We start from the raw sequence: 26,608 nt of genomic DNA on the forward strand, positions 1-26,608 counted from the left end.
CCCGGGAGGGATCGTGTCCGCACCACGTTCCGGCCCGTTCGCGTGGTCGCCGTTCGGTGACGGGTACCTCGTCGCGTCCACCGACCCCACCGGCCACCCCGTCGTCGACCTCGTCCTGCCGTCGCCCGACGGGGTGCTGCGCTGGGTCGCCGCCTTCGCCCCGGACGACGTCGAGTCGCTGGTGTCGCTGTCCGTTCCGCCTGTTGCCGCCGCCCCCGTTGCGGCCGCCGCGCCCGCCGTCCGCCCGGATGCCGGCCGGGCCCGCGCCCGTTCCGCCGACCGCCGGCTGACGACGATGGGCGGCCTTGCGTTGGCGCTCGGTATGGTGGCGGTCTTCTGGATCGCCCTGGGGGTGCTGCTGTGGACGCTGCTGAGGTGAGGCCGCGGCGGCTGATTTCGGTGCACGACTACCTCTGGGCGGCGGTCCCCATCCTGCTCGTCGTCTTCGTGTGGATGTACGGCGGCTTCGCGTTCGGCCTCGGCGAGGAGACCTGCCCCGACCGGCGCACCGCCGACGACACCTCGCTGGACGTCGTCGCCTCGAATCGCGACTACGTGCCGGTGGACTTCACCTGCGAATACGCCGACGGCACGGCCTACCGGTACGTGCCGCACGGCGCCAAGCTCGCGATGTACGGCGCCGTCCTGGGCGCCGCCGCCAGCCTCGTCACCGCGACCGTCATCAGCCGCCGCCTCGCCCGTGAGGTCACACCTGTCCGCGGGAGAACTGTCCGACCCCCGGCGTAGCGTCACCCCCGCCGCGAGGACACCTCGCCGGTTCTTCTGGGGGCACACCATGTCTGACACCACACCTGCAGGTCCCGGGTCCGAGCCGAGCATCGACGTTCCGCCGCCTCCTCCGCCTCCGGCGGGAGCCGCAGAACCGCGGCGGAGACGCGTGCCATGGGTCCTGGTCGGAGTCGTCGTGATGCTGCTGGCCGCCGCCTTCTCCGCTGGATGGGGAATCCGTGACGGCCGCGCCGGCGAGAGGGAGAGCGAGCTGCGGGCCGAGGCCGCCGGTCTCGCGGCCGACGGACGCCGGGCGGAAGCACGAGCCGACGAGCTCGAGAGCAGCCTCGACGAGACGCAGGTCCAGCGAGACGAGCTGAAACAGCGCCTCGATGCCGCCGAGCAGGCCAACGCCGACCTCGTGGAGAGGTCGGCCGCGCTCGACCAGCGTGAGGCGGAGCTCGACCAGCGGCAGACGGCGATCGACGAGGTCGAGGCCGGCATCGAGGCGAACACCGTCACGGACGGAGTCTGGACGGTCGGCCTCGATATCGCGGCCGGCACCTACCGGGCCACCGGCGTGTCCAGCTCCTGCTACTGGGCTGTCCTGCGGACCGGGAGCAACGGCGACGACATCATCGCGAACGATCTGCCGAGTGGCGGCAATCCGCAGGTCACTGTCGAAGACGGTCAGGACTTCGAGACCGTCCGGTGCGGTGAGTGGGTCAAGGTCGAGTAGGAGCCGGCGGTTATCGTGGCCGGTCGTGAAGGTCCTCGTCGTCGGCGGCAGCGGGTTCCTGGGCGGTGAGTTGGTCCGCCAAGCCCGTGCGGCCGGCCACGACGTCGCCGCGACGTACCTGACGCGGCCGGGCGGCGACGACGGTGTGGTGTGGCGGGCGCTGGACGTCCGCCGCCGGGATGACGTCGGGGCGCTGGTCGCCGCCGTCCGCCCGGACGTCGTCGTCAACGCCGCGTACCGCCAGTCCGACTGGGCGATCACCGCCGACGGCGCCGCCCACGTGGCGCTGGCCGCCGCCGCGTCCGCCGTCCGCCTCGTCCACGTCTCCAGCGACGCGGTCTTCTCCGGCGCCGCCGTCCACTACGACGAGACGGCCGTCCCGGACCCCGTCAACCCCTACGGCGCGGCGAAGGCGGCGGCCGAGACGGCGGTCAGGGCGATCGCGCCGCACGGGGTCGTCGTGCGGACCTCTCTGATCATCGGCGACGGCGGCTCGCCCCAGGAGGCGTTCGTCCACGACCTCGCCGCCGGCCGCCGCGACGGCGTCCTCTTCACCGACGACATCCGCTGCCCCGTCCACGTCGCCGACCTCGCGGCCGCCCTGCTCGAGCTGGCCGCGTCCGCCCGCACCGGCACCCACCACGTCGCAGGCCCCGACGCCGTCAGCCGGTACGACCTCGGGCGGCTCATCGCCCGCCGCGACGGTCTCGACGGCGCCGCGCTGCCGGCCGGCACCCGTGCCGCGTCCGGACCACCCGGACCCCTCGACGTCCGCCTCGACAGCCGCGCGACGCAGACCGTGCTACAGACCCGCCTGCGAGGCGCTCGGGAGTTCCTGACGGCAGGAACTGTCCGACCCCGCGACTAACCTCCCGCGCAGCAAGGGGGAGAGCGATGAGGGAGCGGGTGGAATGACCGAAGAGAGCTGGCACGAGGCACGGCTGATCCCGACGTCGGGCATCAACGGCGCCGAGGAGCAGGAGCGCCGGGCGACCTCGGCGTTGCTGGCCGTGATGACGGCGGTCCGCGAGTTCGGCCGCGCGCTGACGAAACCGTTCGGCGCGCCGGCCGGCAACGTCGAGACCTACATCGAGGTGCCGTTCGTCCTGGGCGAGAAGAAGCTGTTCCCGGACGGGCTGGTCCGGGTCAGCCGCGGCCAGAAGTCGTGGACGGCGCTGGTCGAGGTCAAGACGGGCAGCAACGAGCTGGTGCCGGAGCAGCTGGAGAACTACCTCGACATCGCCCGCGAGCAGGGCTTCGACGCGGTCCTGACCATCTCGAACGAGATCCCGGCCATCGCGGGGCAGCATCCGACGAAGGTCGACAAGCGCAAGTTGCGCAAGGTCGCGATGCATCACCTGTCGTGGACGAACGTGCTGACCGAGGCAGTCATGCAGAAGGAGTTCCGCGGCATCGCCGACCCCGACCAGGCCTGGGTCCTCGGCGAGCTCATCCGGTACCTGGAGCACCCGCGCTCCGGCGCCCTCGAGTTCGACGACATGGGTGAGAACTGGGTCACGACCCGCAACGCCATCGCGGCCGGGACGCTCCGGTCCACCGACAAGGGCGTCAGTGAGGTCGCCAACCGCTTCGACGCGCTGCTGCGCTTCGCCAGCCTCCGGCTCGGCCGTCAGCTCGGCACCGAGGTGACGCCGGTGCTGTCGCGCAAAGAGCTGGCCGAGCCCGCGCTGCGCACCCAGTGGCTGATCGACCACCTGGCCGAGCACGCCACCCTCACCGGCGCGATCCGCATCCCCGACACCGTCGGCGAACTGGTGGTGACCGCCGACCTGCGGGCCGGCCGCATCACCTGCCACGTCGACGTCGACGCGCCTCGGGAGGGGCGGCAGACGACGCGGGTCAACTGGCTGGTGCGGCAGCTCAAGAACGCCCCGGCCGACCTGCGCATCGAGGCGTTCGTCCTGCACGGACGGGGTGCCGGCGCGGCCGAGCTGCTGGCGACGGTCCGCGACGACCCCGGTGTGCTGGTCGCCGACCCGGCCAAGGACCTCCGGACGTTCCGGGTCGCCCAGAGCCTGCCCATGGGCGGCAAGCGCGGCCGAGGACGTGGCAGCTTCATCGACTCCGTGCTCGCCGCGGTCGACGCCTTCTACGGCGAGGTCATCCAGCACCTGAAGGCGTGGTCGGCGGCGCCGCCGCGGCTGCGTCCCGAGCCCGAGGCCGCGGACCGGCGGCCCGAGGTGCCGGCGGCCCTGGTCTCGACATCGCTGTCCTCGCAGGACGGCGCCGAGGCGGTGCCTCCTCCGGCCCCGGAGCCCGTGCCGGAGGAGGTGGCCGCCGCGGAGTGACGGCCACCTCGCCCTGACGGCGTCAGTTGCTGGACAGCACCCGGGAGACCAGCGCCTTCGCCCGCGACCAGATGCTCTCGCCGCGCGCCGGCGCCAGCGGGCCGGGCAGCTGGTCCGGCAGCGGCTGGATGGGGTTGTCGCAGTAGATGGTGCCGGTGACGTAGAGGTCGCCGAGGATCACGACGTCGCCGTTGAACTGCGCGGACCCGTGCGCGAGGACGGCCAGGCCGAACTCGTTGATGGCCACGATCCCCGCATCGTCGGGGGTGGACGAGTACGCCACCATGCCGGCGATGTTGATGCCCGCGCCCACGACGCCCGCCCCGGCGCCCACGACGTCGGTCTGGTTGAGGCCGAGCACGCCGGCGCGATCGGGGTGGATCGTCGACGCCGCGACGCCGTCGTTCTGCTTGCCGCTGGCGGCGATGGCGGCGCCGGTGCCGGAGGTGTTGGCGTAGTTGGCCGCGGAGACGCCGTACGCGTTGGCGGAGTAGCTGCCGCCGGCGAAGCCGTTGGACCGCGCGGACGTCATCAGCGCGGCGGCGCCGGAACCGGCGTTGTGCATGGCGACGGTGGGCGTCGACGAGCTGGAGCTGACGCCGGTCGAGGCGGAGCCGGACGTGTTCGAGCGGCCCAGGATGAGCGCCTGGCCCGCAGCGGCGTCCGCCTGTGCGGCGCCCGCGACGCCGATGACGGCGGCGCCCGTGGCCCCGGCGGCGCTCGCGGCGAGGAACCGCCGCCGGTTCGGGGTGGTGGTCGTGGTCTCGTGGTCGGTCGTGCCGTCCATGGTCCCCCCATGCGTTCCAGCCCGGCCGCGGGTCGGCGCGGGCACGGTTGGTAACGGCTCGGACCGTAACAGCGGGCCCATAGATCGTCAACAGGTATGCGGACCACGGAGCGTTTCGGCTCGAGCACGTTCCTCGGCACGAGCTCAGGGCGTCCATCGGCTGCGTTCCGGATCGCAGAACGCCGTCTGATCGGCCGCCCTCCCGGGCAGGGATGGGGAAGTGGCGGCTTGGCGGGGTGGGCCGCCGCTCTGTCTAGGCTCTGGCTCATGGCACTGGAATGGGAACAGATCATCGTCGACTCCGCCGACCCCGTCGCTCTCGGGCACTGGTGGGCCGAGGCTCTCGGCTGGGTTGTGGTCGACGAATCCGAGGAGATCATCGAGATCCGGCCCGAGCCGGACCGGACGCCGGGCCTGCTCTTCGTGCCTGTTCCCGAGGGCAAGACGTCGAAGAACCGGCTCCACCCCGACTTCCGCCCTGACGACCAGCAGGCCGAGGTTGCCCGGCTGCTCTCCCTCGGCGCCCGCCGCGTCGACGCCGTGCAGGACGGGCAGCACTGGGTGACTCTCCTCGACCCGGAGGGCAACGAGTTCTGCGTCCTGAGCGAGCGGAGGAATTGAGCGGAGACCAGGGGAGGTGTCCATGATCGAGCTGGTGCGCCTGGAGGGACTCGAACCCCCGACCAAGAGCTTAGAAGGCTCCTGCTCTATCCAACTGAGCTACAGGCGCAATCGCAGACAAGCGACATTGTGGCGGAAAGATCAGCCCTGCCGCACGGGCCGGCCGAGGCCGTCGACCACGTGGGCGCCCGGCCATGCCGCCAGCACCGGGCCGGGGAGCGCCAGTTTGGAGCCGCGCACCCCGCTGCCGACCACCGCGAAGGGTAGCGCGGCGACGGCCGGGTCGACCAGGATCGGCCAGTCGGCGGGCAGGCCGATGGGGGTGATGCCGCCGTACTCCATGCCGGTGGATTCGACGGCGGCCGCCATCGGCAGGAACGACGCCTTGCGGACGCCGAGCAGCTTGCGCACCACGCCGTTGACGTCGGCGCGGGTGGTCGCGAGGACCATGCAGGCGGCCACGTACGAGACGCCCTCGCGCTTGCCGGCGACGACGACGCAGTTGGCGGACTCGTCGAGGGCGACGTCGTAGGCGGCGCAGAACTCGGCGGTGTCGGCCAGCGACGGGTCGATCGGCGCGACGTAGACGGACCCCGCGGCGGGCGAGCCCTCGAGGGCCGACGTCACCGGACCGCCGAGGAGGTCCGGACGGGACAGCGCCGGCTCCGCCGCGAGCCGGCCGATCTTCGGAGTTGTCACCTCACGATGCTACGGTCCCGTCTTCGTGACCCTCTTCCCACGCCTGCGCGTCTCCGCCTACGTCATCTGCGAGGACGGCGACGGCCGGCTGCTGCTGTCGCGCTGGATCGGCTACGAGGACGGCCCGGCGTGGTCGCTGGCCGGCGGCGGCCTCGACCCGGTCGAGGATCCGCGGCAGGGCGCCCTGCGCGAGGTGTTCGAGGAGACCGGCTACGTGGTCGAGCTCGACGCGCTGCTCGGCGTCGACGTCGAGCACTTCGAGAGCCGGCGCCACGTCCCCGACGGCTACGACGGGGTCGACGTGCACGCGGTGCGCATCGTCTACCGTGGCCACGTCGTCGGCGGGGAGCTGACGCACGAGGTCGGCGGCACCAGCGACCTCGCCGCCTGGCTGACGCGCGAAGAGCTGGCCGCCGAGCCCGCGGTCTCGCTGGTCAAGGCGGGCCTGGCCCTGTACGACGACGGCGACGGCGTCCCGGTCGCGCCGCACGAGCCCACCCCGCCCGTGCCCGACGGCGTGCGCGTCGAACAGCGGGTCGCGGCCTATGGCATCGACCCGGATGGCGTCACGGCCGGCGCGCTGCTGGGCCACGGCGACGATCCGGCCGAGGCGATCCGGGCCGCGTTCCGCGAGCAGCACGGCCGCGACGTCAGCGTCGGCCGCGCACGGGCCGCGACCAGCAGCGTCGAACCCCTCGGAGACGGCGCCGTCCGCTGGACCGTCCGCCTCGACTACGACGTCACCGCGGACCCGGTCGGCCGCTCGTTCATCAGCCGGAAGGCGGGGACCACGAACGGGCCGAGCGTCAGCAGCGCCATGACGACGCCGACGGCGACGAGCGCCGGCTGGACGCCCGCCTGATCGGTCAGGGCGCCGACGACCACCGGTCCCAGCGGAATGCCGGCCCAGGCCGACGCCTTCACCGCACCCAGCACCCGGGGCAACATCTCGGCCGGGATCCGCTCGTACTGCACCGCGCCGACGATCGGGTTGATGCCGCCCGCCGCCAGGCCACAGCAGACCGCCGTCACGACGACGGGGAGCAGGCTGCTGCTCAGGGCCAGGCTCACGAACAGCGGCGAGCCGCCGATCAGGAAGCCCACGGCGTAGGCGAGCCACCGGTTCACCCGCGGCGCCAGCCAGGCCCCGAGGAGACTGCCGGCCAGCGCGCCCACTCCCGACGCCGCCGCGACGGTGCCGACGGCGGCCACGGACAGCCCGTTGTCGCGGACCCATGACGGCAGCAGCACGCTCAGGTAGCCGGTGTTCAGCAGGTTCGTCGCGGCGATCATGACGACCAGAGCACGCAGGAGGGGGTCGCGGGCGAGGAAGGAGATGCCGTCGGCGATCCGGCGCAGGTACGGTTCGGCGGCATCGGTGCGGCCGCCGACCTCGTCCGGCACCAGGAGCCCGACCAGCAGCGACGCGAGCACGAAGCCACCCCCGCTGACCAGCAGGACCAGCGGCGCTGGCAGCAGGCTCAGCAGTACCGCGGCCAGTGGCGCGCCGAGCAGGTTGCCGGCCTGTCCGGCCGACGCGTGCAGCCCGGCCGCCCGGCTCAGTGCCGTCCGGCTCAGCGACGCCGTGCCGGGAACGAGCGGCGCGCTGCCGCAGTCGGCCACGCCGCGCACCGCACCCACCACGGCGACCAGCGCTACCAGCGCGCTGTAGCCGAGCTGCCCGCTCGCGTACAGCAGGGGAACGAGCAGCAGGACCAGCCCCGCGACGAGATTGGCGAGCCAGCTGGCCCGGCGCGGCCCGAAGCGCTCGACCCACGGACCGCTGAGCGCCTGCATCGCGACGTACGGAGCCATTTCGGCGAACACCGCCACGCCGGTGCGGGTGGCACTGCCGGTCGTGCTGAGCACCAGCCAGGGGATGGCGATCGCGGAGACGGCGGTGCACGTGACCGAGGTGAGATAGGCGCCCAGGACCGCGGCCAGCGGCAGCCGCCGGTGTCGTGCGGCCGTGACCGGCGGTGACGGCGCCGAGTTCATCGGCGCGGTTCGGCGCGGACGGGATGCGGGTCGGGCAGCAACTGGAACTGGAACACCGCCCGCCGCCGCTCCGGCCGGCCGGGCGGCGCCGCCTCGTCCGGTCCGCCCGGCCCGCGGGCCCGGCCCTCCTGGTCCCGGCGGTACCGGGCGACGAGCGCGACGATCTGCTCGGACAGCTCCCGTGCCTCGTCGTCGGTGAGGCTCAGCGAGGTCTCGCCCAGTTGCCACGGCGACGTGACGAGCTCGTCCTGGCGCTCGACCAGCGTGCTGATCCAGGACAGGACGCGCTCGTAGCCGACCTGGGCGACCATCCGCAGGTACTGCTCGGCGACCTCGAGGTGTTCGGTGTCGCCGGCCTGCCCGGGCACCCGGAAGGAGAACGTCGTCGCCTCGTGGGCGGCTCGCCACCAGCGGTCGCGCCGGTTCCCCAGCGAGGCGTCCTCGACGACCAGCCCGGCCTCGGCCATGGTCCGCAGGTGGTAGCTGGTGACGCCGCTGGACTGGCCGATCCGCTCGCCCAGCGACGACGCGGTCGCCGGACCGTCCTCACGCAGCAGCCGGAGCAGCGTGAGGCGGACGGGGTGGGCCAGCGCCCGCACGTTCAGCGGGGTGAGCAGGTCGTGCCGGTCAGGGTCGAACCACGACGGCGGCCACGAGCGCGAGCTCTCCATACCGGCAGCCTAGGACTCCAAAGACATTTTGCAAAGAGATTCTGCAATCGAGGGCTCGGCTACGGCGACAGCTGGAACCGCCACACGATCGCCGCCGGACTGCCCTCGTAGGCCGCGTTGGCGGCGTCGGGGATCAGCGGGTGCAGCGCCCAGATGTTCGGCGGGCGGCCCGACGGGGTGAGCGGCGGCGCCGCGCCCACGGCGCCGGGCGGGACGCCGTCGGGGTCGACGAACGGCGACGGGCGCATCGGCTCTTCGCAGTGCCGGACCTCGAAGCCGAGCGGCAGCGCGGCCGCCAGGTACTCGCTGGCGAGCCGGCTGCGGTTCGGCAGGTAGCCCATGCCGCCGCCGGGTCCGGGCACGACGATCGGCAGCCCGACGTCGCCCAGCCTTCCACGGGGGTCCGACACCACCAGGGAACCGCCGGGCCGGAGCACGCGGGCGAACTCGGCGAACACCGGTCGCAGGTCGGGGACGTGGGCGAGCGCGAGCGCGCACACGACGAGGTCGACGCCGTCGTCCGGCACCGGCAGCGCCTGGAGCGTGCCGTCCAGGAACGAGCCCGACGGCACCTTCGTCCGCGCGACGGCCAGCATCTCCGGCGAGCTGTCGACGCCGATGACCTCGTGCCCGAGCGCGGCCAGGTACTCCGCGTGCCGTCCGGTGCCGCAGGCCGCGTCGAGCGCGACGCCCACCGGGACGCTGTCCAGCAGCGAGCGGACGATCGGGCCCTCGATGTCGATCAGCTGGTTGCCGGGTGCGTCGTAGCCGCCGGCCCACCAGCCGTACGCCTCGGCCGACGTCAGCTCCATCGCCGCGCCGCCCGCGCCCAGCTCGTCGGCGTCGTCCAGCAGCGACCGGATCTCGGCCAGCCGCGCGGCGACGAACTCCTCGTCGTGTTCGCCGGCGAACGCGCGCAGCAGCGCCACCCCCTCGAGCCCGAGCAGGTAGGCGAGCGGGTGCTGGTGGATCACGCCGCGCTCAGTGCGAGTAGACCGGCACCACCATGCCGCGGGCCAGCGTGTGGAACGCGAGGTTGAACGAGACGACGGCGGGGGAGGCATCGGCGCCGACCCCGAGCGTCTCGACGTCGACCGCGTGGACGACGAAGAAGTACCGGTGCGGGACGTCGCCCTGCGGCGGCGCCGAGCCGAAGTACTCCGCGGTGCCGGCGTCGTTCCGAACGGCGAACGCCGGATAGGGCAGCCCCGCGCCGCGCGCGATGGACGTCGTCGTCGCCGGAATGTCGACGACGACCCAATGCCAGAAGCCGCTCGGCGTCGGAGCGTCGGGATCGAAGCACGTGAGCGCGTAACTGCGCGTGCCGTCGGGCGCGCCGGACCACGACAACTGCGGCGACTGATTCGCCCCACCGGCCGCGGCGGAGACGAAGTCAGCGGCGAGCTGCTCACCGTCGGCCACGTCGTCGCTGGTCAGCGTCATGGGCGGGACGGACGGAAGCAGGGTGTAGGGGTCGGGCGGGGTGGGACGTTCGAGCGACATCGAGGCCTCCATCGCGGGAATTTCGGCACGCCCGACGTTAGTCCATCGACTCGTCGCTGTGACTCGGCATGTGAACGATTGGCATCAATGGCGCGATCACTCTTGGCCGGGGACGGTTCGAGAGTGCAAGATTCGCCAGTGGATACCGCAGAGGTGAGCGTTCACGGCGCTCTCGCCGCACTTCGCGGCCGGCTCTCGGGGGTGCAGTATCCGCTGGACGTCAGCGACGCCGACGACGCTCGTACGACGCGGCGCGAACTGCTGGCTCAGCTCGACGACTACATCCTCCCGCGCCTCGACCAGCTGGACGCGCCGTTGCTCGCCGTCGTCGGCGGGTCGACCGGCGCCGGCAAGTCGACGTTGGTGAACTCGCTGGTCCGGCGGAAGGTCAGCGACGCCGGCGTGCTGCGTCCGACGACGCGGTCACCGGTCCTGGTGCACCACCCCGACGACGTCGGCTGGTTCGACGAGCTGCGGGTGCTGCCGGACCTCCCGCGCGTGGCGATCCACGACCAGGCCGGCGGGGCGCTGCGCCTGGTCGCCGACGACGGGTTGCCGACCGGCGTCGCGATCCTCGACGCACCCGACGTCGACTCCGTCGTGACGGAGAACCGGGCGCTCGCCGCGCAGCTGCTCGCGGCCGCCGACCTGTGGCTGTTCGTCACCACCGCGGCCCGCTACTCTGACGCCGTCCCGTGGGACTTCCTGCGCGCCGCGGCCGACCGCCAGGCCGCCGTCGCCGTCGTCCTCGACCGCGTCGCGCCCGACGCCGTCAGCGAGGTCCGCACGCACCTGTCGGCGATGCTGGCCGAGCACGGTCTCGGCGACGCACCGCTGCTCGTCGTCGAGGAGGCCGCGCCCGACGACGCCGGCCTGCTGCCCGAGGAGGCGGTCGCGTCGGTGCGGGGCTGGTTGGACGGGCTGGCCGCCGACGAGTCGGCCCGCAACGAGATCGTCCGGCGGACCCTCGACGGCGCCATCGGCGGGGCGCTGCGGCAGCTCCCGATGCTCGCCGACGCCGCCGACCACCAGGTCGAGGCGCTGACCCGGCTGCGCGACGAGATCGCGCACGTCTACGGCAAGACGGCCAAGCGCATCGACGCCGCGTCCGCCGACGGCTCCATGCTGCGCGGCGAGGTGCTCGCGCGCTGGCAGGACTTCGTCGGGACCGGCGACTTCATGCGCTCGCTGGAGGCGCGGGTCGGGCGCCTGCGCGACAAGGTGACGGCGTTCCTGAAGGGCCGGCCGCAGCCCGCCGCGGCGGTCGAGGAGGCGATCGAGAACGGCGTCGCCGCGATGATCGTCGAGGAGGCCAACCGGGCCGCCGAGAAGGCCGACGGCAAGTGGCGCGACTCCGCCGCCGGCCGTGCCCTGCTGGCCGGCGACGACCTCTCCCGCGCCACCGGCGACCTCCCCGAACGCAGCGCCAGGACCGTCCGCGAATGGCAGGACGCGGTCCTGGCGATGGTCCGGTCGGAGGGCGCGGACAAGCGGTACAACGCCCGGCTGCTCTCCTTCGGCGTGAACGGGCTGGGGCTCGCGCTGATGATCGTCGTGTTCGCGTCGACGGCCGGGCTGACCGGCGCCGAGGTCGGCGTCGCGGGCGGGACCGCCGTCGTCGGGCAGAAGCTGCTCGAGGCGATCTTCGGCGACGAGGCCGTGCGGCGGCTGGCCGCCCGCGCTCGCGCCGACCTGTCTGAACGGGTCGAGGAGCTGTTGCGGACCGAGTCCGCGCGGTTCACCGACCGGCTCGGGGGACTACCCGTCGAGGCCGGCGCCGGCGACGCGCTGCGGGCCGCCCTCGTCACCGTCGAGCAGGCCCGGGAGGACGCTGGATGAAGAGGTGGTCCCGACGAGGCCGCATCACGCTGCCGGAACGGGTGACCGCGCTCCAGGAGGCGGTCGCGGCCGGCGGCAAGCGGCTGCCGGCCGACCTCGCCCAGACGGTGCAGGTCGTCGTCGACCGCGCCGGCGAGCGCCGTCAGCTCTCCGTCGAGCACACCGTCGTCGCGCTGGCCGGCGCCACGGGCAGCGGCAAGTCGACGCTGTTCAACCGCATCGCCGGCATGGAGGTCTCGGTCGTCGGCGTCCGCCGCCCCACGACGTCCGACCCGCTCGCCGTCGTGTGGGGGACGCAGGGCGTGATCCCGCTGCTGGACTGGCTCGCCGTGCCGCCGCGGAACCGCGTCGCCCGCGAGAGCGTGCTCGACTCCGGTGAGAGCGACGACCTCGACGGCCTCGTCCTGCTGGACCTGCCCGACCACGACTCCACCCAGAAGGCGCACCGCGACACCGTCGACCGCCTCGTCGAGATGGTCGACCTCTTCGTCTGGATCCTCGACCCGCAGAAGTACGCCGACGCCGCCCTGCACGAGCGGTACCTGCGGCCGCTGGCGTCGCACCAGGGCGTCACCGTCATCGTGCTCAACCAGATCGACCGGCTCACCCGCGCCGACGTTGTCGAGTGCGTCACCGACCTGCGCGGGCTGCTCGACAAGGACGGGCTGGACGAGGTCCCGGTGGTCGCCCTGTCCGCCGCGACCGGCGACGGGGTCGAGGTGCTGGTCGACCTCATCCGGACCGCCGTCACCAAGCGCCGCGCCGTCGACGAGCGCATCGAGGCCGACATCAGGATGACGGCCGAGCTGGTGGCGACCGCGGTGGGCGCCGGCTCGCCGGGGACGGTGGGTGACGGGGAGCGGCGGCAGCTCGCCTCCGCCGTCGCCTCGGCGTCGGGCGCCGACGTGGTGGCGGAGGCGGCCGGACGCTCGTACCTGCAGCGGGCGCGCGTGGCGACCGGGTGGCCGATCACCCGCTGGCTGGGCCGGTTTCGACGCGATCCGCTGTCCAGGCTGGGCGTCCGCGTCCGGTCGTCCGCGTTGGCGCCGTCCGGCGGTGGGTCGGGGCTCGGCTCGGGCGGGTCCGGGCTCGGCTCGGCCGGGCCTGGCGGGCCGTCCGGGTCTGGTGGGTCTGGCGGTTCGTCCGCCCGGATCTCGTTGCCGGCGCCGACGCCGGTGCAGCGGTCGCGGTCGGATGCGGCGGTCCGCGAGTACGCCGACGCCGCGGCCGGTTCCCTCCCTCCGTCCTGGCGCGATTCCGTCCGCTCCGTCGCCGCGTCGGCCGGTACCCGGTTGCAGGACGAGCTCGACCGGCGGGTCGCCGGCACCGACTTCGGCATCGCGTCGCGGCCGGGCTGGTGGCGGCTGCTGAACGTGCTGCAGTGGCTCGCCCTCCTGACCGCGGCGGCGGGGGTGCTGTGGCTGCTCGCCCTGGCCGGCACCTCGTTCCTCCGTTTCGACGTCGCGGAGCCTTCGGTCGGCGGCCTCCCCGTGCCGACGGTCCTGCTGGCCGGCGGCTTGGTGCTGGGCGTGCTGCTCGGCCTCCTCGGTCTCGTCGCGGCCCGACGTGGCAGCCGGCGTCAGGAGGCCCGGGTCCGCCGCCAACTCCGCGACCTCATCGACACCCTCGCCTCCGACGTCGTCGTCCAACCCATCGACGCCGAGCTGGCCAAGTACCGCGCCTTCACCACTGCCCTGGAACGGGCCCGCTCCTAGCGCCCGTCCCCGGCGCGCCTGACCCGTCTCTGACGGACTCCATGCGCGCCTGAACCCCGTCTCTGGGACCCCTGCGCGCCTGAACCTCTGCCTCTGGGGGAGCCCGGCCCTCGCCCCCAGCCCGTGCCTCGCCCCAGCGCCAAACCCAGCTCACCCCTCGCCCCAGCGGCGGTCCGAGCTCACCCCTCGCCCCAGCGGCGGTCCGAGCTCACCCCTCGCCCCAGCGGCGGTCCGAGCTCACCCCTCGCCCCAGCGGCGGTCCGAGCTCACCCCTCGCCCCAGCGGCGGTCCGAGCTCACCCCTCGCCCCCAGCCCCAGCCCCAGCCCCAGCCCCATGTCGCTCCTTGTCGTCAGCCGGGCGCGTCGGACCGGCGGTACCGACCCCGCCGTTGTCCACAGCGCCGACGAGTTCGCGGAGTTGTCCACATTCCGCCGAACCGGCCTTTCGATCACTCGCTTCGAACGGAAGTCTCGGGTGCATCACCCAACGGGAACGAGCACAGGAGCTGTCAGATGAGCGAGGTCATGATCACCGTCGTGGGGAACGTCGCGACCGAACCCCGGCTGGACGAGACGAAGAAGGGCGAGACGTTCGCCAGCTTCCGGCTGGCCTGCAACGGTCAGCGGTACGACTCCCGGGCGCGGTCCTGGGTCGACGACGACACGTCCTTCTACACCGTCTACTGCTGGCGCTCGCCGCTGGCCGACAACATCAAGGCGTCGCTGCGCAAGGGCGATCCGGTGGTCGTGCACGGCCGGCTCAAGAACCGTGAGTGGCGCGACGACCAACATGTCGTGCGCATCTCGCCTGAGATCACGGCGCGCAGTCTCGGCCACGATCTCTACCGCGGTACGTCATCGTTCACCAAGGTCAGCCGCCAGCCGTTCCTCCCCGAGGACGACGACGCCGTCGACTCCGTGCGCGCCGCCTACCTCGTCACCCATGACGAGCAGGCAGTGGTCGACAAGCGCACGGGCGAGATCGTCTCCGGCGGACTCCCTGCCGCGTTGCCACCCGGTCGAGAACGGCCGGCCGAACCCGCTCCGGCGAACGGCCGCGTGCCTGCCAACGCGCCGGGACCGGTCGGCGACCGCCTGGCGGCCGGCGATCACATGCGTGCCGGCGATCGGATGATGGGCGACGACCGGTCGTCCGGCGCATCGAAGACCGCGTCCGCGACCGATGCGCGCGCCACCTCCAGATCCGTGCCGCCGGCCGTCGCCGCGACGGCCGATCCGGCAGCAGAGCCGCCGGAGGCGGGGGCGGAGGCGACGCCATCGCCGCGCTCCGGCAATCGCGCCCGCCGTGAGAAAGCGGGTGTCCCCGGCTGACCCGACCCCGCGCCGTCGGTCGACGCTGTCCGCAACACGGGCCTCCCCCGACTCGTGCTGCGCCACGACGACCGACGGCGCGGCCCTTCATCGGCAAGTCTCGATCGCTGGGCCGCTGGTCGCTGGGTCGCCGCCGGGACGCTGGATCGACTGGGCGCTGGGTCGCCAAGGCCGCTGGGGTCGCCGGGTCGCCGGGAGGCCGGCGCACTGGGCCGCTGGGGTCGCCAGCGCCGGCTGGGGTTGCCAGGGTCGCCAGGGCCAGCTGGGGTCGCCGGGTCGCCGGGAGGCCGGCGCACTGGGCCGCTGGGGTCGCCAGCGCCGGCTGGGGTTGCCAGGGCCGGCTGAGGTCGCCGGGTCGCCGGGTCGCCGGGAGGCCGGCGCACTGGGCCGCTGGGGTCGCCAGGGCCGGCTGGGGTTGCCAGGGCCGGCTGGGGTCGCCGGGTGGCCGGTGCACTGGGTCGCCGGGTTGCCAGGGCCGGCTGGGGTCGCCGGGTCGCCGGGTCGCCCGGAGGCCGGCGCACTGGGCCGCTGGGCTGCGCCACCTCGCGGGCGCGGCGGCGATGCTGCGGATCGCAACGAACTCCTCGCCGCGGAGCCCGTGCCGCGCTCCGCGGCGAGGCCGGCCTCTCGCCATGACTGCGCTGGCACCGAACGAGGAACACCGACAACGAGAACCGTGCTGAGCCCGTGATCGACCCAGCCGACGGGCCGTGCCCGCCGATGGGCCGTGCCCGCCGATGGGCCGGCCCGCCGAGCGGCAGTGCCCCTAGACCGCGCGACACCCACACGGGGCCGGGCTCATCGACGAGAGGAGGACCGAACCGCCAGTCAACCCGAGGCAACGTCTGCCAGTACTCGGCTGACCAGGGCAGACCGTCGCCACCAACCCAGTCGTGGCCCACCGAGACCAGCGACGGCGGGCGGGAACGGGGCGTCGGCGGGTGCTGGCGTGCTCAGAGAGGGAGACGCGGTCGTCTCGGGTGGACGTGAGGCCGTACTCTTGGACTCGTTATGGCGGACTTCATTTACTCCATGCGTAAGGCGCGCAAAGCGCACGGTGACAAGGTCATCCTTGACGACGTCACGCTGTACTTCCTGCCAGGGGCGAAGATCGGCGTCGTCGGGCCCAACGGCGCCGGTAAATCGAGCATCCTGAAGATCATGGCGGGGCTCGACCAGCCGTCGAACGGTGACGCCCAGCTGGCGCCCGGCGCGACGGTCGGTTACCTCGCGCAGGAGCCGGCGCTGAACGAGGACAAGACCGTGCTCGGCAACGTCCAGGAGGGCGTGGCCGAGACTCTCGAGCTGATCAACCGGTTCAACGAGATCACCGAGAAGATGGCCGTCGACTACTCCGACGAGCTGCTCGAAGAGATGGGCAAGCTGCAGGAGCAGCTCGACCACCGCAACGCGTGGGAGCTGGACTCCCAGCTCGAGCAGGCGATGGACGCGCTGCGCTGCCCGCCGCCCGAGGCGGACGTGAAGGTGCTGTCCGGTGGCGAGCGCCGCCGGGTGGCGCTGTGCAAGCTCCTGCTCCAGCAGCCCGACCTGCTGCTGCTCGACGAGCCGACGAACCACCTCGACGCCGAGAGCGTGCTGTGGCTGGAACAGCACCTCGAGAAGTACCCCGGCGCGGTCATCGCCGTGACGCACGACCGGTACTTCCTCGACCACGTCGCGCAGTGGATCGCCGAGGTCGACCGCGGCCGCGTCCACGGCTACGAGGGCAACTACACGACGTACCTCGAGACCAAGGAAGCCCGCCTCAAGGTCGAGGGGCAGAAGGACGCCAAGCGCCAGCGTCGCCTGCGCGAAGAGCTGGAGTGGGTCCGCTCCAACGCCAAGGGCCGGCAGACGAAGCAGCGCGCCCGTCTCGATCGCTACGAGGAGATGGCGGCCGAGGCCGAGAAGACCCGCAAGCTCGACTTCGAGGAGATCCAGATCCCGCCGGGCCCGCGCCTGGGCAACCTCGTCGTCGAGGCGAACAAGGTCACGAAGGGCTTCGGCGAGCGCACGCTCATGCGCGACTTGTCGTTCACGCTGCCGCGCAACGGCATCGTCGGCGTCATCGGCCCGAACGGTGTCGGTAAGACGACGCTGTTCAAGATGATCGTCGGCCAGGAGGAGCCCGACGAGGGCTCGTTCCGCATCGGCGACACCGTCCGGCTGTCCTACGTCGACCAGTCGCGCGGCGGCATCGACCCGAAGAAGAACGTCTGGCAGGTCGTGTCCGACGAGCTCGACCACATCAAGGTCGGCCAGGTCGAGATGCCGAGCCGCGCCTATGTGTCGGCGTTCGGGTTCAAGGGCCCCGACCAGCAGAAGCCGGCCGGCGTGCTGTCCGGTGGCGAGCGCAACCGGCTGAACCTGGCACTGACGCTGAAGCAGGGCGGCAACCTGATCCTGCTCGACGAGCCGACCAACGACCTCGACGTCGAGACGCTGCAGTCGCTCGAGAACGCGCTGCTCGAATTCCCCGGCTGCGCCGTCATCACGTCGCACGACCGGTGGTTCCTCGACCGCGTCGCCACCCACATCCTCGCGTGGGAGGGCGACGACGAGGACCCGGCCAAGTGGTTCTGGTTCGAGGGCAACTTCGAGAGCTACGAGAAGAACAAGATCGAGCGGCTCGGCGCCGACGCCGCGCGCCCGCACCGGGTCACCTACCGCAAGCTCAGCCGCGACTAGGGGCCCGGCGTGCCGCGCCACGTGACACACGTGCCCCTGCGCTGGGCCGACATGGACGCCTACGGTCATGTCAACAACGTCGTCTACCTGCGCTATCTGCAGGAGGCGCGCGTCGACATGCTGTTCGTCCACGCCCCGAAGCAGGGGGCGGAGCAGCTCGCCGAGGGCGTCGTCGTGGCGCGGCACGAGATCAGCTACCACGCGCCGCTGCACTACCGAGCCGCGCCGGTGCGCGTCGAGACGTGGGTGCGGCGGGTCGGCAACTCGTCGTTCGACCTCGGCTACGAGGTGCTCGACGACGACGGCGACGGCATGCGGACGGTGTACGCGGTGGCGTCGACGGTGCTCGTGCCGTACGACCTCGAGGACGCGCGTCCGCGCCGGGTCGCGCACGAGGAACGGCTGGTGCTCGAGTCGTTCATCGAGCTCGACGGGCCGGAGCCGGGGAAGGCGGCCGCGTGAGACACGTCTACGAGTGCTCCGTCCGGTTCGACGACCTCGACGCGTTCGGGCACGTCAACAACGTGACGTTCGCCGAATACCTGCAGGAGGCCCGGGTCGACTTCGCGCACCGCCAGCTCAGGTCGGGCAACACGGCGCACGAGGGCTCCGTCGTCGTGCACCAGAGCATCGACTACCTCGCGCCGGTCCCGTTCCGCACCGAGCCGCTGCAGGTCGAGGTGTGGGTGACGCGCGTCGGCACCACGTCGTTCGAGGTCGCGTACGAGGTGAAGGACGCGTCGACGCTGTTCGCGCGGGCCACCGGAGTGCTGGTCGCGTTCGACGTCCGCGCGAACACGCCGCGGCCGGTCAGCCCGGCCGAGCGCGAGGTGCTCGACCGCTATCTCGAGCCGTCGCCATGACGTCGTTCGTCCCCGCTCAGCCGGGCGCCGCCGACGACCTCGCGATGTTCGCCCGCCGGGTCGCCAAGTACGAGCCCGACTCCGTCCTGCGCATCGTCGCCCACGGGACGGTCGCCGGCTGCTTCGCCGAGACGCCGTTCGACGCGCTTGCGCTGCGGGCCGTGGCCCTCGCCGAGCCCGCCGACTTCGACGTCGTCGTCGAGGCCGGCAACCTCGCCGCCCGGGCCGTCGGTGCGGCCGGGCGGTTCGAGCTGCCGCCGGCGCTGCCCGCGTTGCGGTGGGCGAGCAGCCTGCCGCCGCGGTCCGGCTGGACCGAACTCGCCCGGCTCCCGCTCACCGCTGTCATCGCCGACGTCGAACGCGGCGTCGAGGAGTTCCGCACCCGCGCCGTCGGAGTCGCCGACGGCAAGTCGCTGCGGGCGGGGAGGGCGGCACTCGAAGGGCTGGCGACGGAGATCTGGGACCGCGAGCTCGCGGCCGGCATGCCGCTGCGGCTCGCGCACGCCGCGTCGTCGTACGGGTTCCTCGTCGGGCCGGACGGCGCGGAGGTCGCGCTGCGGACGGTCGGCGCCTGGTGGCGGCTGGACGCGCCGCACGGTTCCGTGATCGCGCGGACCGGGCTCGCCCTGTTCGCGCTCTGACGGCTGCAGGCGGGTGTTCAGCAGGACCTGGCGCCGGCCGACGGTCGCAGGCAGCGACATCATGCTGATGGACGAGGCGCTCTCCCTCCTCGACCCGCAGGGCGCTTATTCGGCGGGACCGATCGTGGGCACGGGCGCGGCCGGCTCGTCGTCACGAACCGAGCGGTACGTCCAGGATCCGCCGGCGTCCAGCGGCGCCGGTTCGGTACCCGGCTTGGGCATCACGACCTTCCAATGCCCGTACGCCGACGGGCCGGCCAGGAAACCGCCGGTCGCGGCCGGACCGAACAGCTCCTCGCTCGGGACGAGTCCGCTGCCGGCTCGGAACCAGCCGGAGGTGCGCGTCTTCATGTCCGAATCAGCGCCGACCGCGGTGAGCCAGCCGTCGAACGCCGCGTGCAGGCGGGCGGCCTGCCGGTCCGGCAGGCGAGCGTCGATCAGCACCCACGCCAGCTGGGGTGATTCGCTGCTCGAGACGTTCAGCCAGGTCCGGTACGCCTCCGTCACGATGCCGTGCTCGACGAAGATCCGATGATCGCGGCGCAGATGGGCGTCGCCGAGACGCAGGTTCCGCATCAGCACCACGACCGCGGCGACGAGGAGGACTCCGGCGATCGCGAGCAGCACGACGCGCCGGGTCGGCTGCGACAACGGCAACAGTCCTGAGCCGGACACCATCGAGTACCCGGCGCAGAACAACGCCAACCCGGCCAGCAGGGCGGGCGAGTACCAGGCGGACCGGCGCTGACCGACGCGGACGGCGAACGTGCCGAAGTCGGTCAGATCCGGAACGGGTCGCCGCCGGACCGGTGGCGGAACCGACGGCTCGGCATCGGTCCAGAACCGGCGCGAGTTGCCCAAGCGGGTCACGTCGTCCATGACGCCAGTGTCTCGCCTCGCCGGGTCAGTACGGCGCCGGGTGACGCTGGGAAGAAGGAAGCCGACGTGGCGAGGCCGCCGCGCGCCCGAGGGATCAGGAGCGTACGGCGGCCTCGGCGCACGGTCAGAGCGCCAGCCAGACGGTGGCGTCGGCGGGCAGCAGGCCGTCAGGGGTGAGGGCGTCGCTGGCGAGGATCACCTCGCGGTGGGCGGGCAGCCGCACCGGGGCCGCACCGAGGTTCACCACGCAGACGAACGAGGCGCCGCGCTGGAAGGCGAGCACGTCGGCGTCGGAGGGGAGCCAGGTGAGCGGCTCGGCGGACGGGATGTCGCGCCGCGATCGCAGCGCCGACCGGTACAGCGACAGCACGGACGAGGGGTCGCTCGACTCGGCCTCGACCGACTGCCGGCCCCAGCCGGACGGCTGCGGCAGCCACGAACCGCCCGAACCGAACCCGTGCGACGGCCCGGAGACGGCCCAGGGGAGGGGCACCCGGCAGCCGTCGCGGCCACGCTCGGTGCGGCCGGACCGCTCCCAGACCGGGTCCTGCAGCGACTCCTCGGGCAGATCGAGGACCTCGGCCAGCCCGAGCTCCTGACCCTGGTAGACGTACGCGCCGCCCGGCAGCGCCAGCATGAGCAGCGCCGCCGCCCGCGCCCGCCGCGTGCCCAGCTCGACGTCGACGGGGCCGGACATGCGCCCGGCGTGGCCCGTGCCGGCCGCCGTCACCGCGCGGCCGTACCTCGTGACGACCCGCTCGACGTCGTGGTTCTCGAGGACCCACGTGGCCGGGGCGCCGGCCGAACCGAGCACCGTCACCGAGTCGTCGATGGACCGGCGCAGGTCGGCGGCCGTCCACCCCGACTTCAGGTAGTCGAAGTTGAACGCGCTGTGCAGCTCGTCGTCGCGCAGATAGCGGGCCAGCCGCGACGCGGGCTCGACCCACGCCTCGGCGACGTACAGCTTCGGCGGGTCGTAGGAGTCGGCGATCTCGCGCCAGCCGCGGTAGATCTCGTGCACGCCGTCGCGGTCGAAGAACGGGTGGTCGGCGATGGACGGGCGGTCGAGCAGGCCGGACTCGTCGTACGGGAGATCCGGCCCGTCCATGTCCTTGACCATGCCGTGCGCGACGTCGATGCGGAAGCCGTCGACGCCGAGGTCGAACCAGAACCGGAGGATGTCCAGGAACTCGGCCCTGACCTCGGGGTTCTCCCAGTCGAAGTCGGGCTGCGAGACGTCGAAGATGTGGAAGTACCACTGGCCGGGCGTGCCGTCGGGCTCGGTGACGCGCTCCCACGCCGGCCCGCCGAAGACGCTGCGCCAGTTGTTCGGCGGCAGCTCACCGTCGTCGCCGCGGCCGTCGCGGAAGATGTAGCGGGCCCGCTCGGGCGACCCCGGGCCGGCGGCCAGCGCCTCCTTGAACCAGCGGTGATCCCACGAGCTGTGGTTCGGGACGATGTCGAGGAGCACCTTCAGGCCGAGCCCGTGCGCCTCGTCGAGCAGCGCCTTCGCCTGCGCGAGGTCACCGAAGCGCGGATCGATGTCGCGGAAGTCGGCGACGTCGTAGCCGCCGTCGTTCAGCGGCGACGGGTACCACGGGTTGATCCACAGCGCGTCGATGCCGAGATCGTGCAGGTACGGGAGCCGGTCGCGCAGGCCGGCGATGTCGCCCTCGCCGTCGCCGTTGCCGTCGGCGAAGGAGCGGATGTACACCTGGTAGATGACGGCGTCTCTCCACCAGTCACGGGAAGCCTGAGTCACGGGACACCAGCCTAGAACAGTCGCGGGGTCCAGCAGTACGGCCGGCGGCGGATGTGGTGTCATGGCGGTTCACACCGACGCCCGCGTTGAGGAGTGGTGCACCGTGCATGGTCCCGACCTGCTGGTCGATGCGTTCGATCGGATCCGCGAACGGGTCCACGCGACGGTCGGCGGGCTGACGCCGAGTCAGCTCGCGTACCGCGCCGACCCGGACGCCAACTCGATCGCCTGGCTGGTCTGGCACCTGACCCGGGTCCAGGACGACCACATCGCGGAGCTCGCCGGCATCGACCAGGTGTGGACGTCGGGCCCGTGGGCGCACCGGTTCGACCTGCCGTTCCCGCCGTCGGCGACCGGCTACGGCCACAGCAGCGCCGACGTCGCGGCCGTCGTGGTGGACGACCCCGAGCTGCTGACGGGCTACTTCGACGCGACGCACGAGATCACGGAGGGCTTCCTGCGCGAGCTCGACGACGAGACGCTGGACCGCGTCGTCGACGAGAGCTGGGATCCGCCGGTGACGATGGGGGTGCGGCTGGTCAGCGTCATCGGCGACAACTACCAGCACGTCGGGCAGGCCGCGTTCGTGCGCGGCATCGTGACTCGCCTCGGGGTGGCCTGACGCGGCGACCCGCCGTCAGTCCTCGAACGTGTTCACCATGGAGTGGGCCGCCCGCTCGAGGTAGTCCCACAGGGTGTCGCGGTAGACGGGCGGCAGGCCGAGCTCGTCGACCGCCGTGCGCATGTGCAGCAGCCAGCGGTCGCGCGCCTCAGGGTTGACCTTGAACGGCGCGTGCCGCATGCGCAGCCGGGGGTGACCGCGCTGCTCGGAGTACGTCGTCGGGCCGCCCCAGTACTGCTCGAGGAACAACAGCAGCCGCTCCTCCGCCGGCCCGAGGTCCTCTTCGGGGTACATCGGCTTCAGCAGCGGGTCGGTGGCGACGCCCTCGTAGAAGCGGTGCACGAGCTTCGCGAACGTCTCGTGGCCGCCGACGGCGTCGTAGAAGTTGTCCAGGCGCGTGGTCACCCCACCATCGTCGCCGTCAGGTGACCCGAGATGCAAAGTGCCCCTGGCCACACATCGGCGGAGCGGACAGGGAAGGATGGACGACGGTCGCTCACACGTCGCATGAGAGGAACGTTCATGGCAACGACCCGCACCGCCACCACGCGCTGGGAAGGCTCGCTGTTCGAGGGCGCCGGTCGCGTCACGCTCGACTCGTCGGGGCTGGGGACGTACGACGTCACCTGGGCCTCGCGCGCCGAGACGCCGGACGGCAAGACGTCGCCGGAGGAGCTCATCGCGGCGGCGCACTCGTCCTGCTTCTCGATGGCGTTCTCGAACGGCCTCGCGAAGGCCGGCACGCCGCCCACGTCGCTGGAGACCTCGGCGGACGTCACGTTCCAGCCGGGTGAGGGCATCACGGGCATCAAGATCACGGTGCGCGGCGTCGTCCCGGGGATGTCCAACGACGACTTCGTGGCCGCGGCCGAGGACGCCAAGGTCAACTGCCCGGTGAGCAAAGCGCTGACCGGCACGACCATCACGCTCGACGCGGCTCTGGTCGACGCCTGATCTTCTTCATCGACGACGGCGGCAGCTTCCGGTCCCCACGGGGTTGCGGAAGCTGCCGCCGACGTCGCTGCTCAGGAGGGGTTGTCGGTCGAGGTGGCCGGCGGCGGGGCGACCTGCGGCGCGGCAGAGGTGGCCGGCGGCGGGTTGCTCGGGTCGCTCGCGCCGGTGCCCGGACCGCCCGCCGGCGTCTCCGTGGCGACCGGCAGCGTGAGCCGCTCCGCGTCGAACCGGCGCTTGATGCGTTCGCGCAGCTCCCGCGCGACCCGCCACTGCTCCAGCGGCTTGGTCTTGACGACGACGCGGATGAGAACGCCGTCGGCGGTGAGGTCCTCGACGCCCCAGACCTCGGGGGGTTCGAGGATCAGCTCGGCCCACCGGTCGTCGGCGGCGAGGTCGGTGACGACCTGTTCGAGCAGCCGCTTGGCCCGGGCGACATCGGCGTCGAGCGGGACGTGGACGTCGAGCAGCGCCCGCGACCAGCCGTAGGACGAGTTGCCGACGCGAACGACCTCGCCGTTGCGGACGTACCAGACGGTGCCGTCGACGGAGCGCAGCCGGGTGATGCGCAGGCTGACGGCCTCGACGGTGCCGACGGCGTGGCCCATGTCGACGACGTCGCCGACGCCGTACTGGTCCTCGAGCAGCATGGCCGCCCCGGCGAGGAAGTCCTTGACGAGGTTCTGCGCGCCGAAGCCGAGGGCCACCCCCAGCACGCCGGCGGACGCGAGCACCGGCCCGACGGCGTAGCCGAGCATCTCCAGCGCCGTGACCACGGCGATGGCGCTGATCAGCACCGTCGTGATGCTCCGCAGCACCGAGCCCATGGTCTCGGCCCGCAGCGCCCGCCGTTCGGAGTAGGCGCCGGCGCCGCCGAACACGATGCGGGCGGCCCGGGCGGACCCCAGGACGGCCTTCGGCGGCTCCTTCTCGACCGTGCGGCGGACCATGCGGTTGATGAACTTGTGCAGCAGGTACCGCGCGGCGACGGCGATGACGACCAGGCCCGCCAGCCGCAGCGGGACGTCGAGCAGGACGTCGCGCCACCACTCGGCGGAGTACTGCTCGGCCTCGGTGACGTCGGGCCCGGCGACGATGCCGGCCGTGCTCAGGACACCGCCCGCCGCGAGCAGGCCGACCATCGGGATCACCGTGCCTCCAGCCCCAATTGCGCGGCGAGGAAGCCGAGCTGGTCCGCGCTGAGGTCGACGGTGCGCGAGACGGCCCGGGCGCCGTGCCCGACGTTGGCCTCGGCGCGCAGCAGGATGGGCCGCGTGGCGGGGTCGCCGGACGTGGCGGCCTGCAGGGCGGCGGCCATCTTGCGCGCGTGCAGGGTGTCGACGCGGCTGTCGCCGTCGAACACGGTGAACAGGACGGACGGGTACTCGACGCCGTCGCGGACGTGGTGGTACGGCGAGTAGCCGAGCAGCCACTCCAGCTCGGCCGGGTCGGCGGCGGTGCCGTACTCGTCGTTCCAGGTCGCGCCCAGCCCGAACTTCTCGTACCGGACCATGTCGAGCAGCGGCGCGGAGCAGATGACGGCGCGGTACAGCTCGGGCCGCTGGGTCAGCGCGGCCCCGACCAGCAGGCCGCCGTTGGACCCGCCGAAGATCGCCAGCTGGTCAGACGTCGTCCAGCCCTGGTCGACGAGGTACGACGCGGCCGCCGCGAAGTCGTCGAACACGTTCTGCTTGTTCTCGCGCATGCCGCCGCGGTGCCACTGCTCGCCCTCCTCGGAGCCGCCGCGCAGGTTCGCGACGGCCCACACGCCGCCGGCCTCGACCCAGGCCAGGATGCTGGCGGAGTAGGCCGGGGTGAGCGCGATGTTGAAGCCGCCATAGCCGTAGAGGACGGTGGGCCGCGGGCCGTCGGCGGACCCCGCCGGCGACACGATGACCATGCGCACCTCGGTGCCGTCCTTCGACCGGTACGTCACCTGCTCCGACCGCACGGCCGGGACGTCGACCAGCCCGGGCGCGTCGGCCCAGGTCGACACCGCGCGGGTGCGGGCGTCGTAGTGCAGGACGCGCACCGGAACGGTGTGGTCGGTGTAGCCGAACCACGCCTCGTGCCCGCCCTCGGGCCGTTCGGACAGCCCGCCGGCGCTGCCGATACCGGGCAGCTCGAGCGTGTGCAGCGCGTCGCCGGTGGCCAGCGCGTGCGCTGTGACCTCGGAGACCGCGTGCCGGGTGCGCGCCGCCAGCAGCACCGGGGCGTCGAGCTCGGCGCCGTCGAGGATGGCGAAGTCCTCGAGCACCGCCTCGGGGTCCTCGGCCAGGAGGTCGCGCCAGTGCTCGGGCTCGGGCGTCGTGGGGTCGGTGACGGCGAGCCGGCCGCGCGGCGCCCCGAGGTCGGTCCACACGTACAGCCGGCCGTCGCGGCCCACGTGCAGTCCGGTCTTGGCGTCCTGGCCGACGACGACGGGGCGCAGCTCGGGCTGCGCGGGGTCGGCGTCGCGGAGGTCGGCCAGCCAGACGTCGTTGCGCGGCGCGGTGCCCTGCGCGGCGGTGACCGTCAGCCAGCGGCCGTCGCGGCTGACCGAGACGCCGTAGTAGTTGGTCTTCTCCATGCCGGCGCCGAAGATCTCGACGTCGTCGGCGGGGTCGGCGCCGAGCCGGTGCAGGTAGACGCGGCGGTGGAACTGCTCCTCGCCCTCGGGGACGGCATCCTTGGGCAGCCGGCGCACGTAGTAGAACGCCTCGCCGCCGGGCAGCCAGGCGACGGGGGAGTAGCGGGCGCGGTCGATGGGGCCGTCGACCACCTCGCCCGTCGCGACGTCGAGCACGCGCAGCACCGACTCCTCGGTGCCGCCCTCGGAGACCTGGTACGCCAGCAGCGTGCCCTCCTTGGACGGCTGCCAGGCGTCGAGCGTGGTGGCGCCGGACGGGTCCAGCGCGATGGGGTCGACCAGCGCCCGCTCGGCCCCGCCGGGGTCGACGGTGAGCAGCACGGCGTGCTCCTGGTCGGGCGTGCGCCGGGTGTGGAACACGCGGTCGCCGCGCCACGCCGGGGTGCCGACGGAACCGGCCCGCAGCAGCTGCGTCAGCCGCGCGGCGAACGCCGGGCGGGCCGCCCAGCCGGCGCGGTGCTCGTCGAACAGCACGCGCTGCGCCTTGGACCACGTCTGCGTGACGGGGTCGTCCTCGGGCTCGAGCGCGCGGTACGGGTCGGGCACCGTGACGCCGTGCAGCACGTCGGCGTCGTCGCCGCGGGGGGCGGGGGGATACGGCTGCGGGGGAGTCGATGCGTCCAAGGCCACC

Annotated in this window: 26 protein-coding genes, 1 tRNA gene and 1 pseudogene; 16 read left to right on the plus strand and 12 right to left on the minus strand. The window is 72.9% G+C overall.

Features of this window, described 5'->3' with window-relative positions; genetic code table 11:
* Positions 1 to 13: 13 nt before the first annotated feature.
* The 5 genes from BLU82_RS03790 to BLU82_RS03810 all read left to right on the plus strand — a co-directional run bounded on the left by BLU82_RS03790 (position 14) and on the right by BLU82_RS03810 (position 3,777).
* Positions 14 to 379 carry a hypothetical protein gene (locus BLU82_RS03790; RefSeq protein WP_092615818.1) on the plus strand — a complete coding sequence of 122 codons (366 nt, stop codon included), beginning with the start codon at positions 14 to 16 and terminating at the stop codon, positions 377 to 379.
* Positions 376 to 747, plus strand: a complete 372-nt coding sequence (locus tag BLU82_RS03795) for a hypothetical protein (protein WP_157740547.1) — start codon at positions 376 to 378, stop codon at positions 745 to 747. Before BLU82_RS03790 ends, BLU82_RS03795 begins: the two co-directional genes overlap by 4 nt.
* Positions 748 to 898: 151 nt before the next feature.
* Complete coding sequence (locus BLU82_RS03800; protein WP_197682726.1) at positions 899 to 1,468, plus strand: hypothetical protein; 570 nt, start codon at positions 899 to 901, stop codon at positions 1,466 to 1,468.
* 25 nt (positions 1,469 to 1,493) lie between these two features.
* Positions 1,494 to 2,336 carry a sugar nucleotide-binding protein gene (locus tag BLU82_RS03805; protein ID WP_092615828.1) on the plus strand — a complete coding sequence of 281 codons (843 nt, stop codon included), beginning with the start codon at positions 1,494 to 1,496 and terminating at the stop codon, positions 2,334 to 2,336.
* 43 nt (positions 2,337 to 2,379) lie between these two features.
* Entirely contained in the window at positions 2,380 to 3,777 is a 1,398-nt protein-coding gene (locus BLU82_RS03810; RefSeq protein WP_197682727.1) for a hypothetical protein, read from the plus strand.
* 22 nt (positions 3,778 to 3,799) lie between these two features.
* Here BLU82_RS03810 and BLU82_RS03815 read toward each other — a convergent pair whose 3' ends face one another.
* Positions 3,800 to 4,564 carry a hypothetical protein gene (locus BLU82_RS03815; protein ID WP_092615831.1) on the minus strand — a complete coding sequence of 255 codons (765 nt, stop codon included), beginning with the start codon at positions 4,562 to 4,564 and terminating at the stop codon, positions 3,800 to 3,802.
* A 267-nt stretch (positions 4,565 to 4,831) separates the two neighbouring features.
* Here BLU82_RS03815 and BLU82_RS03820 point away from each other — a divergent pair, with 267 nt between their 5' ends.
* On the plus strand, positions 4,832 to 5,185 hold the full coding sequence (locus BLU82_RS03820) for a VOC family protein (protein ID WP_092625409.1): 354 nt from the start codon (positions 4,832 to 4,834) through the stop codon (positions 5,183 to 5,185).
* A gap of 32 nt (positions 5,186 to 5,217) precedes the next feature.
* On the opposite strand, the gene BLU82_RS03825 is transcribed toward BLU82_RS03820, so the two are convergent.
* Both BLU82_RS03825 and BLU82_RS03830 read right to left on the minus strand, forming a co-directional pair.
* Positions 5,218 to 5,294 (minus strand) — tRNA-Arg (locus tag BLU82_RS03825).
* 32 nt (positions 5,295 to 5,326) lie between these two features.
* Positions 5,327 to 5,869 (minus strand): YbaK/EbsC family protein, encoded by a 543-nt coding sequence (locus BLU82_RS03830; RefSeq protein ID WP_092625411.1) that lies wholly within the window; start codon positions 5,867 to 5,869, stop codon positions 5,327 to 5,329.
* A gap of 40 nt (positions 5,870 to 5,909) precedes the next feature.
* On the opposite strand from BLU82_RS03830, the pseudogene BLU82_RS35455 reads away from it, so the two are divergent.
* A pseudogene (locus tag BLU82_RS35455) lies at positions 5,910 to 6,245 on the plus strand (NUDIX hydrolase); the annotation flags it as partial.
* A gap of 371 nt (positions 6,246 to 6,616) precedes the next feature.
* Here BLU82_RS35455 and BLU82_RS34955 read toward each other — a convergent pair.
* Genes BLU82_RS34955 through BLU82_RS03855 form a run of 4 tightly spaced genes read right to left on the minus strand, consistent with a single transcriptional unit; the run spans position 6,617 to position 10,056 of the window.
* The gene (locus BLU82_RS34955) at positions 6,617 to 7,882 is read right to left on the minus strand and encodes an MFS transporter (RefSeq protein WP_092615837.1); all 1,266 of its coding nucleotides are present in this window, start codon (positions 7,880 to 7,882) and stop codon (positions 6,617 to 6,619) included.
* Complete coding sequence (locus BLU82_RS34960) at positions 7,879 to 8,553, minus strand: helix-turn-helix domain-containing protein (protein ID WP_092615840.1); 675 nt, start codon at positions 8,551 to 8,553, stop codon at positions 7,879 to 7,881. Before BLU82_RS34960 ends, BLU82_RS34955 begins: the two co-directional genes overlap by 4 nt.
* A gap of 59 nt (positions 8,554 to 8,612) precedes the next feature.
* Positions 8,613 to 9,527 carry a class I SAM-dependent methyltransferase gene (locus tag BLU82_RS03850; protein ID WP_092615843.1) on the minus strand — a complete coding sequence of 305 codons (915 nt, stop codon included), beginning with the start codon at positions 9,525 to 9,527 and terminating at the stop codon, positions 8,613 to 8,615.
* Between the two features lie 7 nt (positions 9,528 to 9,534).
* Positions 9,535 to 10,056 carry a YbhB/YbcL family Raf kinase inhibitor-like protein gene (locus BLU82_RS03855; RefSeq protein ID WP_092625413.1) on the minus strand — a complete coding sequence of 174 codons (522 nt, stop codon included), beginning with the start codon at positions 10,054 to 10,056 and terminating at the stop codon, positions 9,535 to 9,537.
* 153 nt (positions 10,057 to 10,209) lie between these two features.
* On the opposite strand from BLU82_RS03855, the gene BLU82_RS03860 reads away from it, so the two are divergent.
* The 7 genes from BLU82_RS03860 to BLU82_RS03890 all read left to right on the plus strand — a co-directional run bounded on the left by BLU82_RS03860 (position 10,210) and on the right by BLU82_RS03890 (position 19,134).
* Entirely contained in the window at positions 10,210 to 11,895 is a 1,686-nt protein-coding gene (locus BLU82_RS03860; protein ID WP_197682729.1) for a GTPase domain-containing protein, read from the plus strand.
* A complete protein-coding gene (locus tag BLU82_RS03865) occupies positions 11,892 to 13,610 on the plus strand; it encodes a GTPase (RefSeq protein ID WP_092615846.1) in 1,719 nt (572 codons plus the stop codon). Before BLU82_RS03860 ends, BLU82_RS03865 begins: the two co-directional genes overlap by 4 nt.
* A 513-nt stretch (positions 13,611 to 14,123) precedes the next feature.
* A complete protein-coding gene (gene ssb / locus BLU82_RS03870) occupies positions 14,124 to 14,942 on the plus strand; it encodes a single-stranded DNA-binding protein (RefSeq protein ID WP_092615849.1) in 819 nt (272 codons plus the stop codon).
* 1,011 nt (positions 14,943 to 15,953) lie between these two features.
* Complete coding sequence (gene ettA, locus BLU82_RS03875; protein WP_092615852.1) at positions 15,954 to 17,630, plus strand: energy-dependent translational throttle protein EttA; 1,677 nt, start codon at positions 15,954 to 15,956, stop codon at positions 17,628 to 17,630.
* A gap of 9 nt (positions 17,631 to 17,639) precedes the next feature.
* A complete protein-coding gene (locus tag BLU82_RS03880; protein WP_092615856.1) occupies positions 17,640 to 18,092 on the plus strand; it encodes a thioesterase family protein in 453 nt (150 codons plus the stop codon).
* On the plus strand, positions 18,089 to 18,493 hold the full coding sequence (locus BLU82_RS03885) for a thioesterase family protein (RefSeq protein WP_092615859.1): 405 nt from the start codon (positions 18,089 to 18,091) through the stop codon (positions 18,491 to 18,493). Before BLU82_RS03880 ends, BLU82_RS03885 begins: the two co-directional genes overlap by 4 nt.
* Positions 18,490 to 19,134 (plus strand): hypothetical protein, encoded by a 645-nt coding sequence (locus tag BLU82_RS03890; RefSeq protein WP_092615862.1) that lies wholly within the window; start codon positions 18,490 to 18,492, stop codon positions 19,132 to 19,134. Before BLU82_RS03885 ends, BLU82_RS03890 begins: the two co-directional genes overlap by 4 nt.
* 105 nt (positions 19,135 to 19,239) lie before the next feature.
* Here BLU82_RS03890 and BLU82_RS03895 read toward each other — a convergent pair whose 3' ends face one another.
* Both BLU82_RS03895 and BLU82_RS03900 read right to left on the minus strand, forming a co-directional pair.
* Positions 19,240 to 20,013, minus strand: coding sequence for a hypothetical protein (locus BLU82_RS03895; RefSeq protein WP_092615865.1), 774 nt, complete (start codon positions 20,011 to 20,013; stop codon positions 19,240 to 19,242).
* A gap of 124 nt (positions 20,014 to 20,137) precedes the next feature.
* Positions 20,138 to 21,838, minus strand: a complete 1,701-nt coding sequence (locus BLU82_RS03900) for a glycoside hydrolase family 13 protein (RefSeq protein ID WP_092615868.1) — start codon at positions 21,836 to 21,838, stop codon at positions 20,138 to 20,140.
* Here BLU82_RS03900 and BLU82_RS03905 point away from each other — a divergent pair.
* A complete protein-coding gene (locus BLU82_RS03905) occupies positions 21,837 to 22,397 on the plus strand; it encodes a DUF664 domain-containing protein (protein WP_092615871.1) in 561 nt (186 codons plus the stop codon). The genes BLU82_RS03900 and BLU82_RS03905 overlap by 2 nt on opposite strands.
* A 15-nt stretch (positions 22,398 to 22,412) precedes the next feature.
* Here the strand turns inward: BLU82_RS03905 and BLU82_RS03910 are convergent, their stop codons facing one another.
* Entirely contained in the window at positions 22,413 to 22,802 is a 390-nt protein-coding gene (locus BLU82_RS03910; protein ID WP_069113159.1) for a globin, read from the minus strand.
* Between the two features lie 117 nt (positions 22,803 to 22,919).
* Here BLU82_RS03910 and BLU82_RS03915 point away from each other — a divergent pair, with 117 nt between their 5' ends.
* Complete coding sequence (locus BLU82_RS03915) at positions 22,920 to 23,351, plus strand: OsmC family protein (RefSeq protein ID WP_092615874.1); 432 nt, start codon at positions 22,920 to 22,922, stop codon at positions 23,349 to 23,351.
* A 71-nt stretch (positions 23,352 to 23,422) separates the two neighbouring features.
* Here BLU82_RS03915 and BLU82_RS03920 read toward each other — a convergent pair whose 3' ends face one another.
* Both BLU82_RS03920 and BLU82_RS03925 read right to left on the minus strand, forming a co-directional pair.
* Positions 23,423 to 24,490: a mechanosensitive ion channel family protein gene (locus BLU82_RS03920; RefSeq protein WP_231947811.1), complete on the minus strand. Its 1,068-nt coding sequence runs from the start codon at positions 24,488 to 24,490 to the stop codon at positions 23,423 to 23,425.
* 5 nt (positions 24,491 to 24,495) lie between these two features.
* Positions 24,496 to 26,607 (minus strand): prolyl oligopeptidase family protein, encoded by a 2,112-nt coding sequence (locus BLU82_RS03925; protein ID WP_231947703.1) that lies wholly within the window; start codon positions 26,605 to 26,607, stop codon positions 24,496 to 24,498.
* Between the last annotated feature and the right edge of the window lies 1 nt (position 26,608).

The sequence above is a fragment of the Jiangella sp. DSM 45060 genome (assembly GCF_900105175.1).
In the GTDB taxonomy this organism is placed as follows: domain Bacteria; phylum Actinomycetota; class Actinomycetes; order Jiangellales; family Jiangellaceae; genus Jiangella.

Coding starts and splice junctions, on each gene's coding strand:
- BLU82_RS03810 (WP_197682727.1), top strand. CDS start 2,380: ATGACCGAAGAGAGCTGGCACGAGGCACGGCTGATCCCGACGTCGGGC.
- BLU82_RS03815 (WP_092615831.1), bottom strand. CDS start 4,564: ATGGACGGCACGACCGACCACGAGACCACGACCACCACCCCGAACCGG.
- BLU82_RS03820 (WP_092625409.1), top strand. CDS start 4,832: ATGGCACTGGAATGGGAACAGATCATCGTCGACTCCGCCGACCCCGTC.
- BLU82_RS34955 (WP_092615837.1), bottom strand. CDS start 7,882: ATGAACTCGGCGCCGTCACCGCCGGTCACGGCCGCACGACACCGGCGG.
- BLU82_RS34960 (WP_092615840.1), bottom strand. CDS start 8,553: ATGGAGAGCTCGCGCTCGTGGCCGCCGTCGTGGTTCGACCCTGACCGG.
- BLU82_RS03855 (WP_092625413.1), bottom strand. CDS start 10,056: ATGTCGCTCGAACGTCCCACCCCGCCCGACCCCTACACCCTGCTTCCG.
- BLU82_RS03865 (WP_092615846.1), top strand. CDS start 11,892: ATGAAGAGGTGGTCCCGACGAGGCCGCATCACGCTGCCGGAACGGGTG.
- ssb (WP_092615849.1), top strand. CDS start 14,124: ATGAGCGAGGTCATGATCACCGTCGTGGGGAACGTCGCGACCGAACCC.
- ettA (WP_092615852.1), top strand. CDS start 15,954: ATGGCGGACTTCATTTACTCCATGCGTAAGGCGCGCAAAGCGCACGGT.
- BLU82_RS03890 (WP_092615862.1), top strand. CDS start 18,490: ATGACGTCGTTCGTCCCCGCTCAGCCGGGCGCCGCCGACGACCTCGCG.
- BLU82_RS03895 (WP_092615865.1), bottom strand. CDS start 20,013: ATGGACGACGTGACCCGCTTGGGCAACTCGCGCCGGTTCTGGACCGAT.
- BLU82_RS03905 (WP_092615871.1), top strand. CDS start 21,837: ATGGCGGTTCACACCGACGCCCGCGTTGAGGAGTGGTGCACCGTGCAT.
- BLU82_RS03900 (WP_092615868.1), bottom strand. CDS start 21,838: ATGACACCACATCCGCCGCCGGCCGTACTGCTGGACCCCGCGACTGTT.
- BLU82_RS03915 (WP_092615874.1), top strand. CDS start 22,920: ATGGCAACGACCCGCACCGCCACCACGCGCTGGGAAGGCTCGCTGTTC.
- BLU82_RS03920 (WP_231947811.1), bottom strand. CDS start 24,490: ATGGTCGGCCTGCTCGCGGCGGGCGGTGTCCTGAGCACGGCCGGCATC.